The organism is Streptomyces sp. NBC_01433, from assembly GCF_026340105.1.
Lineage (GTDB): Bacteria > Actinomycetota > Actinomycetes > Streptomycetales > Streptomycetaceae > Streptomyces.
Window position 1 is genome coordinate 1,335,937 of sequence record NZ_JAPEPM010000002.1, and the last position, 11,564, is coordinate 1,347,500.

The window sequence follows — 11,564 nt, forward strand, 5'->3', positions numbered from 1 at the left end:
GCCGGGGACGAACAGCGCTCCGGGCCAGGGCAGGGAGGGCGGGCGGCGTGGCGGAAGCCGGCCGCCCTCCGGTCCGTGACGAGTCCGCTCTCCCCCGGCGGGCATCACATAGGCTCGGCGACGACATGAAGAGCAACCTCACACCGCTGGGTCCCAAGGCCGACAAGGACACCGTGCGCCGGAACAACCTGAGCCTGGTCCTGCGTGCCGTCCGGGACGAGGGCGTGACCGGCGAGGCGACCAGGGCGGGCGTGGCCGCCCGCGTCGGACTGACCCGGGCCGCGGTCTCCTCGCTGGTCGAGCAGCTGCTCGACAGCGGCTTCCTCACGGAGTCGGGCAAGACCTTCAGCGGGCAGGCCGGGCGCCCCGGTACGGCGTTGAAGGTGGCGCGCACCGGTCCCGCCGGGCTCGGCGTGGAGATCAACATCGACTATGTGTCGGTCTGTGTCGTGGATCTGGCGGGCACCGGACGGGTCCGGCAGACCGAACACCTCGACAACCGGGGCGCCCCGCCCGACGAGGTCCTGGCGCGGGCCGCGCGGATCGCGGCCCGGACTCTGGAGTCGGCGCGCGAGCAGGAACTGCGCCCGGTCGGCGCGGCACTCGCGCTGCCGGGGCTCGTCTCCGGCGGTTCGGTGCGCCAGGCGCCCAACCTGGGCTGGAACCGGGTTCCGGCCGAGGAGCTGTTCGCGCGCGCGCTCGCCGAACTGCGCCCCGACGGCGCGGTGCTGCCGGTGAGTTCGGAGAACGAGGCCAATCTGGCGGCGCTGGCCGAGCTGTGGTTCGGCGGGCTCGGCGAGGTCCGGAGCTTTCTGTATCTGAGCGGTGAGATCGGCGTCGGCGGTGCGCTGGTGATCGACGGGGAGCTGCTGCGCGGCGCGCACGGCTTCGCCGGGGAGATCGGGCATGTGGTGGTGGACCCGGCGGGTCCGGAGTGCCGGTGCGGATCGCGGGGCTGCCTGGAGCAGTACGCGGGTCAGACGGCGCTGTTGCGTGCGGCCGGGATCGAAGGGGCCGGTGGTGGTGCCGGGGTGGTGGAACTGGAACGGCGCGCGCAGGCCGGGGACGCGCGTGCGGTGGCGGCGGTCGCCGGGGCGGGCCGGATGCTGGGGCAGGTGCTGTCGGGTGCGGTGAATCTGGTCGACCCGGACGCGGTGGTGCTCGGCGGGATCTACCGGGGCCTGATGCCGTGGCTGTCGCCGCCCGCCGACGAGGAGCTGACCGGCCGTGTGGTGTCCGGCCTCTGGTCCCGGGGCGGCGGTCGGCTGCGCGCGTCGTCCGTCGCGGGGGACGCGGCTCGGGGCGCGGCGGCGCTGGTGGTACAGAACGTGCTGGCGGATCCGGTGGCGTACGCGCGGTGAACCCGCCCGGCGATCGAGTGCGGGGCGGGTACCGGCGTGCGGGGCGGGTACCGGCGTGCGGAGCGGTCCTTCCGTCCGAGCGGGAGCGGACCCGCCGCCGGAGTACGGCGCGGGCCGTCCACCGAAACGGGGAGCGGGCCCGCCGCCGGGGCGCGGGGCCGGCCCCGCACTCGCCCGGCGGGGTCGGTGCGCTCTAGATGCCCAGCAGGTGGTCCATGGCCAGTTGGTCCAGGGCCTCGAAGGCCATACCGCGTTCGGCGGCGGCCGTGACGTCGAAGTCCTCGTACGCCGAGCGGTCGGCGAGCAGTCCGGCGACGCCGTCCTCGGCGGTGGGCAGGGCCAGTTCGTCCAGGCGGGAGGCACGCAGGGCCTCCCGTACGGCGGGGTCGGCCCGGAAGGCGGCCGCCCGCTCCTTGAGGATCAGGTAGTTGCGCATGCAGCCCGCGGCCGAGGCCCAGACGCCGTCGTAGTCCTCGGTCCTCGGCGGCTTGAAGTCGAAGTGGCGCGGACCCTCGTAGCCTCCCGTCGACTCCAGCAGGTCGACCAGCCAGAACGCCTGGCGCAGGTCACCGGCGCCGAAGCGGAGGTCCTGGTCGTACTTGATGCCGGACTGGCCGTTGAGGTCGATGTGGAAGAGCTTGCCCGCCCACATGGCCTGGGCGATGCCGTGCGGGAAGTTCAGCCCGGCCATCTGCTCGTGACCGGTCTCCGGGTTGACGCCGACCAGTTCGGGCCGCTCCAGGCGTTCGATGAAGGCGAGGGCGTGGCCGATCGTGGGCAACAGGATGTCGCCGCGCGGCTCGTTCGGCTTGGGCTCGATGGCGAAGCGCAGGTCGTAGCCCTGCTCGGTGACGTAGTCGCCCAGCAGGTCGAAGGCTTCCTTCATCCGGTCCAGCGCGACCCGGATGTCCTTGGCGGCACCGGATTCGGAGCCCTCTCGGCCGCCCCAGGCCACATAGGTGGTGGCGCCGAGTTCGACGGCGAGATCGATGTTGCGCAGCGTCTTGCGCAGGGCGTACCGGCGTACGTCCCGGTCATTGGCGGTGAACGCGCCGTCCTTGAACACCGGGTGGGTGAAGAGGTTCGTCGTCGCCATGGGCACGACGAGCCCGGTGGCGTCCAGCACCTGCCGGAACCGCTTGACGATCCCTTCACGCTCGGTGTCCGTCGAGCCGAACGGGATCAGGTCGTCGTCGTGGAAGGTCACTCCGTAGGCGCCCAGTTCGGCGAGCCGCCGCACGGAGTCGACCGGGTCGATCGGAGCCCGGGTCGCGTCGCCGAAGGGGTCGCGACCCTGCCAGCCCACCGTCCACAGACCGAAGCTGAACTTGTCCGCCGGAGTGGGAGTGAAGCGTTCCGTCATCGCCTGGCCGCCTTCGGGTACCGTCGGTCCGCCGACGGTCACACCGGCCGGACCTTATTTGTTCAGTGTCATGACTAATCATGCACGGAACACCCTCCCGACAAAACCCCCCGACTGACTGTTGACCGGAGTCAGCCCTGTTCCGGGAGGCACCGTTCGCGTAATTTGTTTGCCACACAACCAAATTCCAGAGCGAGAATGAGGTAGCCCATGCCGCCGCGTACCGTCGTCATCGGGGTGGACAGCTCCACGCAGTCCACCAAGGCGGCCGTCATCGACGCCGTGACCGGTGAACTGCTCGCCGTCGGCCGCGCCCCGCACCAGGTCGGCGGGGATGCCGGGGCCCGCGAGAGCGACCCCGAGGTCTGGTGGCGAGCGCTGTGCGAGGCCGTGACCGCCGGGATGAAGGAGTCCGGAGTCCCCGCCTCCGCCGTCAGCGGCATCGCGGTGGCCGGTCAGCAGCACGGGCTCGTCGTGCTGGACCGATCGGGCCGGCCGCTGCGTCCCGCGCTCCTGTGGAACGACACCCGCTCCGCCCCGCAGGCCGCCGCCCTCACCGCCGCGCTCGGCGGCCCCGACGCGTGGACCGCGCGGACCGGTTCGGTGCCGGTGGCGTCCCTCACCGCGTCGAAGTGGCAGTGGCTGCGCGAGAACGACCCCGCGAACGCCGCGGCTGCCGCGGCCGTACGCCTCCCCCACGACTTCCTCACCGAACGGCTCGCGGGCACCGCCGCCACCGACCCCGGCGACGCCTCGGGCACCGGCTGGTACAACACCGCCACCGGCGCCTACGACCCGGAACTCCTGGGACTCCTCGAACTGGACGCCGCCCTGCTCCCCGAGGTCGCCCCCACCGGAGCGGCCCGCGTCGGCTCCCTGACCCAGGCCGCCGCCGAAGCGCTGGGGCTGCCCGAAGGCATCGCCGTCGCCGCCGGGACCGGCGACAACATGAGCGCCGCCGTCGGTCTCGGACTCGGCGGCGCCGGACTGCTCGACCACCCGGTCCTGAGCCTCGGCACGTCCGGCACCGTCTTCGCCGCGTCCCGCACCCGGCCCACGTCGAGGGCCCTGTCCGGCTTCGCCGCCGCGGACGGTACGTACCTCCCCCTGGCCTGCACGCTGAACTGCACGCTCGCCGTCGACAAGGTCGCCACGCTGCTCGGCCTGAACCGCGAGGACGCGTCCCCCGGGGGCGAGGCCGTACTGCTCCCCTACCTGGACGGCGAACGCACTCCCGACCTGCCCGCCGCCTCCGGACTGCTCACCGGACTGCGCCACGACACGACCCCGCAGCAACTGCTCGGCGCCGCCTACGAGGGCGCGGCCGTCACCGTCCTGCGAGCGCTGGACGAACTGCTGCGGGCCTGCGGTCTCGACCCGGACGCGCCCGAGGTGGCCGCCCGGCCGCTGCGGCTGATCGGCGGCGGTGCCCGGGGGCGGACCTGGGTGGAGACCGTACGCCGGCTCTCGGGCCGCCCCCTGATCGTCCCCGGCACCGGCGAACTGGTCGCCGTCGGCGCGGCCGCACTCGCCGCGTCGGCGGCCGGTGGCGGCGACCCGGTGGTCCTGGCGGCCTCCTGGAACGAACGGACAGCCGAAACTTCGGACCGTCAACTCCCTTGCACAGAACGGGATATGGAGACCTGGCAGCGGGTCACCTCAGTACTGGAGCAGGCCGCCGAGCCGTTGCTGGGCGGCTGAGCTCCGGCCGGGCACCGGATCGTCGGCCGGGTGCCGGATCGCCCCGCATCCGTTTTGGGATGCGAACCGAACTTCAATAAGATCCGGCGATGATCATAAGAAAACGGCTGACGGCCGGGGTGTGCATCGTGCTCGCCACCCTGACCGCCGGACTGGGCACCGCGCTCCCGGCCGCCGCCGACGAACCCCCCTCCTCCGCATCGCCCAAGGTCGAACTGGTCCTCGACGTCAGCGGTTCCATGCGCACCCGCGACATCGACGGCAAGTCCCGGATGACCGCGGCGAAGCAGGCATTCAACGATGTCCTGGACTCGGTGCCCGAGCAGGTGCAGCTCGGCATCCGGACCCTGGGCGCCGACTACCCCGGCGACGACCGGAAGGTCGGCTGCAAGGACACCAGGCAGCTCTACCCGGTCGGGCCGCTCGACCGCACCGAGGCGAAGACCGCGGTCGCCACCCTGGCGCCCACCGGCTGGACCCCGATCGGTCCCGCCCTGCTGGGCGCCGCCGACGACCTCGAAGGCGGCGAATCGACCCGTCGCATCGTCCTCATCACGGACGGCGAGGACACCTGCGGGCCGCTCGACCCCTGTGAGGTGGCCCGGGACATCGCCGCGCGCGGGGTCCACCTGGTCATCGACACGCTGGGCCTCGTGCCCAACACCAAGATCCGCCAGCAGCTGACCTGCATCGCGGAAGCCACCGGCGGTACGTACACCGCCGTCCAGCACACCGAGGAACTCTCCGACCGGGTCAAGCAGTTGGTTGACCGGGCCGCCGAACCCGTCATCACCCCGGTGGCGACCGAGGGCGCCGACAGCTGCTCGGCGGCACCGCGGCTCAAGGCCGGTCTCTACACCGACCGCGAGAAGTTCGGCCAGCACCGCTGGTACCGGGTGGACGTGCTGCCCGGTCAGGAACTGCGCGCCTCGGTGAGCGTGGCGGCGGACCGCGCCGTCAACAACGACTACGGCGTGCTGCTGCGGGCGGTGACGAAGCACGGACGGGAGATCGTGCGGGGCTCGGAGTCCGGCACCGGCCGTACGGACGTGATCTCGTCCGGGCTGCGCTACCCCAAGCCGGAACAGGACGACAACGAAAACGAGAAGCCGGCCGCCGAGGCCGTCTGCCTCCAGCTCAGCAACTCCTTCTCGGCCGCCGCCTCGGTGAAGACCTCGCCCGGACTGCCGGTCGAACTGACCGTGGACCTGGTGGACGGCCCCGACAACGCCGCCGACCCGGCCGCGTTCGGCCTCGGCCGGGGCTGGTGGCTGCTGGGCGTCCTGGTCCTCACCGGCCTGGTCGCCGGTCTGCTGACCGGCTGGATCTCGCGCTGGCGCGTCGCCGTATGGAGGACCAACTGATGCGTAGGACCCACCACCGCGCGAACGGTGTCAAGCACGCGACCGGTGTCAAGCGCACGTTCGCCGCAGCGCTGCTCGCCGGGCTCACCCTGCTCACCTCGGCGGGGGCGGCCGTCGCCGACGACCCGTCAGCGACCGCGAGCCCCGGCGAGGACGACGCCGGGAAGTCCGGCCCCACCGAGGCCGGCACCACCTTCCGTACCGCGACCTCGCTCCAGCAGGGACAGCGCGGCACCGCAGAAGCCTCGGCGGGCGACTACCTGTACTGGGTCTTCCCCGCCGACGCGGGACAGCGCGCCACCGTCGAGGCCACGGTCACACTCCCGCAGAGTGCCACCAGGCACGGCGCGTCCACCTGGCAGATCGAGGTGTACGACGGTCTGCGGCGCCGCCAGGCCTGTATGTACGGCCACCAGACCCGGAAGGCGGCGGCCGACGCGGCGACCGTCGAGCTGTCCTGCGTGCTGCGCACCGTGCGCGCCTGGTCCGAGCCCTGGGCCGACGACCCGCTGCCCGGCAGCTACTACGTGCGGCTGACCGTCCTGGATCTGCCCGCCACGGACCTCGGCCTGCCGGTCGGGGCCGAGATGATGGTCACCTCGGCCGACAAGGGCGGCGCCCACGACGTGGACGGGGCGCTCGCCGAGCCGCTGGTGCCCGGCGCGTCCTCCGTCGACCAGGCCTCCGACGACGCCTCGGGGGACGGCGGCCCGGCGGACGGTGACGCGCGGCCGCGGGTGTCGCTGGGCAGCGAACCGGACGACGGCTGGAGCTCCGGCTGGTGGACGGACCGCTGGCTGTGGACCGTGGGCGGAGGAGTGCTCGCCGCACTCGCGGCCGTCTTCGGCTACTCCCTGACACGCGGCGGCGGCCGTCCGTCCCGGGTCCCGCCGGGCGTCTGACCGGCCGTTCGACGGCGCCCCGGCCCCGACTTCCGCGAACGGGGCCGGGGCGCCGTGCCGTACCGAGTGGCGGACGGCTCCCTCCTCGAAGACCCTGGGCCGCGACAGGGGCTCCAGCACTTCGCTACGGGGAGGCACACCAGGTGTGGCAGTTCTTCGCGGACAATCCGTGGGTGGCCGTGTTCACCGTGATCACGCTCGGTGCGCTGCTCGGCATGGTGAGGTTCGGCCCGGTGAAGCTCGGTGCGGCCGGAGTCCTGTTCGTCGGCCTGTTCGTCGGGGCGCTCGACAAGGACATCGCCGCGGCCGTGCCCGCCGGGGTCTCCGCGCTGGGGCTCGCCCTGTACGTGTACACGGTCGGGCTGGAGTCGGGCCCCGCGTTCTTCCGTGAACTGCGCGGCCAGCTCGCGGTGATGGCCGGAGCGGTCGTGGCGCTCGCCCTCACCGCCGTCGTCGTCGGTTTCATCGGCCACCAGGGCTTCGGAATCAGCGGACCGTTCCTCGCCGGCGGGTACGCGGGCATCGGAACCACCACCCCCGGCCTGGCCGCCGCGCAGGCCGCCTCGCAGGACCCCACACAGCCCGCCGTGGGCTACGCCATCGGTTACCCGCTCGCCGTCGTCATCACCATCATGTTCGTCTCCGCGCTCGCGGTCCGCCGCAGCTGGGCCGCCCGCCGCGACCCCGACTCCGGGCTGCCGTCCACCCTCGTCACCCGTACGGTCCAAGTGACCCGCGACCGCGTCTGGGCCGATGTGCCCGGCGTCGCCGCGCACCGCGTGCTGGCCAGTGTGTACCGCCCCGTCGGGGGTGGCACACGGGTGGCCGGGAGGCTGGAGCGGCTGCGCCCCGGTGACCTGGTCGTGCTGGTCGGCGGCGAGGACGACGTACGGGCCGCGACCGACGCCCTCGGCGCCCTGGCCCCGTTCCATCTGCTGGACGACCGCAGTGCCGTGGACTACCGGCGGATCCTGCTCACCAACCCCGACCTCGCCGGCCGCACGGTCGCCGAGCTCGGTCTGGACCAGCGGTACGGCGCGGCCGTCAGCCGGGTGCGGCGCGGGGACTTCGACATGCTCGCCCATGACGGTCTGGTGCTCCAGCTGGACGACCGGGTCCGGGTGGTCATGCCGCGCGAGCGGACGACCGAGGTCACCACGTATCTCGGCGACACGGAGGCCAAGGTCAGCGAGGTGAGCGCGGTCAGTCTGGGCCTCGGACTCGCCCTCGGCTTCCTCATCGGCATCCCGTCGCTGACCCTGGGCTCCACCACCCTGGCACTCGGCACCGGAGCCGGGCCGCTGGTGATGGGCATGATCCTGGGCTGGCGGCGGCGCACCGGGCCGCTCGTGTGGACCCTGCCGACCCGCGCCAACCTGACCCTGCGCCAGATCGGGCTGCTGCTCTTCCTCGCCATCGTGGGACTCACCTCCGGCTACTCGTTCCGGGAGAACGCCTTCTCCCTGTTCGGGCTGAAGCTCGTGGCGGTCCTGGCGATCGGCGCGGTGGTCAGCTACACGCTGATGGTGCTCGTCGCCAGGGTCCTGGGGCAGAGCCGGGAGCGGACCATGGGCCTGCTGTCCGGCTATGTGGGCAACCCGGCGATCGTGGCGTACGCCAACGGCCGGGTGAGCGACAGCCGGATCAACAACGGCTACTCGACGCTGTTCGCGCTCGCCATCCTGGTCAAGATCGTCTGCATCCAGCTCATCGTCGGCCTGTGACACCGCCCCGCCCGGGTGAACCGTTGCCCCTACCCTGAAGCCATCACTCACCGACGCGGAGGGAGAGGTCTCTTGAGCGAGGCGCTGTACGTGAGGTTCCAGGGCACCGAGCGCAGCCCGAGGGGACACTTCCCCGGGGTGTTCGGCCTGGCCAACGGTCTGGCCCGGGAGGGCAGGCTGAGCGAGGAGCAGCACCGGTTCTGGCGCGCGGGCAACGACTGGTACGACGCCCACTACACCAATCCGTCCGATGTCGATCCGTCCGTCTACGATCCCGCGGTGAATCCGGGAGCGGTGGCCTGGTTCAAGGTGACGGCCGTGGAACTCATCGACCGGGTCGACGGCTATCTGACCCTGCTGGCCGAGCACCGGGTGCCGTGCGAACGGGTCGAGTCCGCCGATCCCGGCACGATCGTGTACGAGGACGCCGACCAGGTCGTGGTCGTGCCCCATCCCCGTTCGAACGAGTCCCCGACTGCGACTACTCTCGACAACTCGCGTACTCCACAGGGCTGATGGCGGATACCGGCCATGTCCCCCGCCACGTTCTGGTGGGGTGTCGGTCCCGTCCTGTTCGATGGGGAGCGAGTCACCGCGCAACGGCCGCGGTGCGCCACCAGTGAGCGGAGTTCTCTGATGTCCACGCAGACCGGCACGGCACTCGAAGCCGAGCCGCGCGGCCACACACTCGTACCGGGCCCCAAGGGGCTGCCGTTCCTGGGGAGCATGCCGCAGTTCGCGAAGAACCCGCTCGCCTTCTTCGAGCGTCTTCGCGGTCACGGGGACATGGTGCGCTGGCGTTTCGGCCGGAACCGGTGCGTGTTCATATCCGACCCGGACTGCATAGGCGAGCTGCTCACCGAGACGGAACGCACCTTCGACCAGCCCACGTTGGGCATCGCCTTCCGTACGGTGATGGGCAACGGCGTCGTGGTGGCACAGGGTGCGGACTGGCGGCGGAAGCGGTCGCTGGTCCAGCCGTCGGTGCGGCCGAAGCAGGTGAAGTCGTACGCGTCGACCATGGCCGACAGCGCGGTGGAGCTGGCGGACACCTGGAAGGTCGGCGAACGCGTCGACATCAAGCGGGAGATGGCCGCCCTGACCCAGCGGATCGCGGTCCGCACCATCTTCGGTGTGGACACTCCGGCGGACGCCGAGTCGATGGGCCGGGCGATGGATGTCGCCCAGCGCGAGATCGGCAAGGAGTTCAGCGGCATCGGCGCGCTGCTCCCGGACTGGGTGCCGACCCCGGGCCGGGCCAGGATCAGGAAGGCCGCGGCGGTCATCGACGCCGAGGTGGGCCGGGTCGTGGCCCGCCACCGCGACGGGGACGGGGAACGCCCCGACCTGCTGAGCCGGTTGCTCACCGCCGTGGACGAGACCGGCGCGCGGCTGACCGACCAGGAGATCCGCGACGAGACGGTCACCCTGTACATCGGCGGCCACGAGACGACCAGTTCCACCCTGGTGTGGGCCTGGTATCTGCTGTCCCGCAATCCGCGCGCGCGGGCCGCCCTCGCCGAGGAGCTGGACCGGGTCCTCGGCGACAGCGAGCCCGCGTTCGACGACTTCGCGCGCCTCACGTACGCCCAGTCGGTGGTGAAGGAGACCCTGCGCCTGTACCCCACGATCTGGCTGATCACCGGGGTGGCCAAGGCGGACGCGCGCATCGGCGGCGTACCCATTCCCGAGGGGACCAGGGTGTGGAGCAGCCAGTGGACCACGCAGCGCGACGCGCGGTGGTTCCCGGAGCCCGAGGAGTTCCGGCCCGAGCGGTGGGACGCCGAGCACGGCGACGAGATCGCGGAGTACGCGTGGTTCCCGTTCGGCGGTGGCCCCAGGGTCTGCCTCGGTACGCGCTTCGCGATGGTCGAGGCGGTCCTGATCCTGGCCGTACTGGCCCGGCGTTTCGAGCTGGACGTGGACCCGGGCACGGTCAGTCCCGAACCGAGCCTGACGCTTCAGCCGGACCGGGACATCATGGCGACGGTGCGGGCGCGTCAGTAGTCGTAGCGCGTCATCGTCACCGGGAGCGTGATCCACAGCGGGGCGCCGGGCAGTTCGGGCGTACCGGTGAGCGCGGAACCGAGGAAGAAGACCACCCCCTGCCTCCTCGCCCGCTCCGGCCCCTGCCCTGCCCCGCCGCCGCCGCCGCCCCGACTATCGGGGAAGCCACTTCTTCCATACGTCCGGGTTCGCCGCGATCCAGCGATCGGCGGCTTCCTCCGGGGTGAGCTTCTCCGAGGCGATCAGCGCCGACACCTCGTTCTGCGCGTCCTCGGACCACCTGAACTTCTTCAGGAACGCGGCCGCCTCGCCACCGCGCGCGGCGAAGTCGGCGTTGAGGTACTTCTGGAGCGGTGTCCTCGGATACGCGCAGTCGATGTCCTTGGGGTCCTTCGCCCCGCACGCCTCGGTGTACTCCGGGAGTTTCACCTCCACCATCGGCACCTCGTTGAACAGCCACTGCGGCTGGTACCAGTAGCTGAGGAAGGGCTTCTTCTCCTTGGCGAACTGCTGGATCTGCGTGATCTGGGCCGCCTCGGAGCCGGCGAAGACCACCTTGTAGTCCAGGTCGAGGTTCTTCACCAGCGCCGTGTCATTGGTGACGTAGGACGGTGAACCGTCCATCAGCTGGCCCTTGTCACCGCTCTCCGCGGTGCGCAGTTCGTCCGCGTACGCGTTCAGGTTCTTCCAGTCGGTGACATCGGGGTGCTTGTCCGCCCAGTACTTCGGTACGTACCAGCCGATGTGCCCGGTGACGCCGAGGTCCCCGCCGCGCACGATGGTCTTCTTCTCGTCGACGTACAGCTTCTCCTGGTCCGGGTGGCCCCAGTCCTCCAGGATCGCGTCGACGCGGCCCTGGCTGAGGGCGTCCCAGGCCGGGACCTCGTCCGTCTGGACCAGATCGACCCGGTAGCCGAGCCGGTCCTCCAGGAGTCGCCGGGCGACCGCCACATTGGCCTGGGCACCGACCCACGACTGCACGGAGAGGGTGACGGTCCTGATCCCGGCGGGCGCGGCGAACGGGGACGTCTGCCGGGTCATGTCGGCGGCGCCGCAGCCGGTGACCGCCAGCAGCGCCGCGGCCGAGGAAACGGCCGCGAACATACGCGTACGGGCGCGGGTGCCGGTACTCGGACGGGTGC

Annotated in this window: 9 protein-coding genes; 7 read left to right on the forward strand and 2 right to left on the reverse strand. The window is 71.8% G+C overall.

The features are described 5' to 3' along the window. Positions 1–125 precede the first annotated feature (125 nt). Positions 126–1,361 (forward strand): ROK family protein, encoded by a 1,236-nt coding sequence (locus OG413_RS33455; protein WP_266812139.1) that lies wholly within the window; start codon positions 126–128, stop codon positions 1,359–1,361. Positions 1,362–1,554: 193 nt separating this feature from the next. Here the strand turns inward: OG413_RS33455 and xylA are convergent, their stop codons facing one another. Then, complete coding sequence (gene xylA / locus OG413_RS33460) at positions 1,555–2,724, reverse strand: xylose isomerase (RefSeq protein ID WP_266812141.1); 1,170 nt, start codon at positions 2,722–2,724, stop codon at positions 1,555–1,557. 210 nt (positions 2,725–2,934) lie between these two features. Between xylA and xylB the strand changes: the two genes are divergently transcribed. The 6 genes from xylB to OG413_RS33490 all read left to right on the forward strand — a co-directional run bounded on the left by xylB (position 2,935) and on the right by OG413_RS33490 (position 10,422). Beyond that, the gene (gene xylB / locus OG413_RS33465) at positions 2,935–4,425 is read left to right on the forward strand and encodes a xylulokinase (RefSeq protein ID WP_266812143.1); all 1,491 of its coding nucleotides are present in this window, start codon (positions 2,935–2,937) and stop codon (positions 4,423–4,425) included. 89 nt (positions 4,426–4,514) lie between these two features. After that, on the forward strand, positions 4,515–5,789 hold the full coding sequence (locus OG413_RS33470; protein WP_266812144.1) for a VWA domain-containing protein: 1,275 nt from the start codon (positions 4,515–4,517) through the stop codon (positions 5,787–5,789). Next, a complete protein-coding gene (locus tag OG413_RS33475) occupies positions 5,789–6,691 on the forward strand; it encodes a hypothetical protein (protein WP_266812146.1) in 903 nt (300 codons plus the stop codon). The genes OG413_RS33470 and OG413_RS33475 overlap by 1 nt, the downstream gene beginning before the upstream one ends. A gap of 173 nt (positions 6,692–6,864) precedes the next feature. Further along, positions 6,865–8,415, forward strand: a complete 1,551-nt coding sequence (locus OG413_RS33480; protein ID WP_266812148.1) for an aspartate:alanine exchanger family transporter — start codon at positions 6,865–6,867, stop codon at positions 8,413–8,415. Between the two features lie 72 nt (positions 8,416–8,487). Continuing rightward, a complete protein-coding gene (locus OG413_RS33485; RefSeq protein ID WP_266812150.1) occupies positions 8,488–8,931 on the forward strand; it encodes a hypothetical protein in 444 nt (147 codons plus the stop codon). Positions 8,932–9,051: 120 nt separating this feature from the next. Next, positions 9,052–10,422, forward strand: coding sequence for a cytochrome P450 (locus OG413_RS33490; RefSeq protein WP_266812152.1), 1,371 nt, complete (start codon positions 9,052–9,054; stop codon positions 10,420–10,422). Positions 10,423–10,575: 153 nt separating this feature from the next. Here OG413_RS33490 and OG413_RS33495 read toward each other — a convergent pair whose 3' ends face one another. After that, positions 10,576–11,526, reverse strand: coding sequence for an ABC transporter substrate-binding protein (locus tag OG413_RS33495; RefSeq protein WP_266813238.1), 951 nt, complete (start codon positions 11,524–11,526; stop codon positions 10,576–10,578). Between the last annotated feature and the right edge of the window lie 38 nt (positions 11,527–11,564).

Coding starts and splice junctions, on each gene's coding strand:
- OG413_RS33490 (WP_266812152.1), top strand. CDS start 9,052: ATGTCCACGCAGACCGGCACGGCACTCGAAGCCGAGCCGCGCGGCCAC.
- OG413_RS33495 (WP_266813238.1), bottom strand. CDS start 11,526: ATGTTCGCGGCCGTTTCCTCGGCCGCGGCGCTGCTGGCGGTCACCGGC.
- OG413_RS33470 (WP_266812144.1), top strand. CDS start 4,515: ATGATCATAAGAAAACGGCTGACGGCCGGGGTGTGCATCGTGCTCGCC.
- OG413_RS33455 (WP_266812139.1), top strand. CDS start 126: ATGAAGAGCAACCTCACACCGCTGGGTCCCAAGGCCGACAAGGACACC.
- xylA (WP_266812141.1), bottom strand. CDS start 2,724: ATGACGGAACGCTTCACTCCCACTCCGGCGGACAAGTTCAGCTTCGGT.
- xylB (WP_266812143.1), top strand. CDS start 2,935: ATGCCGCCGCGTACCGTCGTCATCGGGGTGGACAGCTCCACGCAGTCC.
- OG413_RS33475 (WP_266812146.1), top strand. CDS start 5,789: ATGCGTAGGACCCACCACCGCGCGAACGGTGTCAAGCACGCGACCGGT.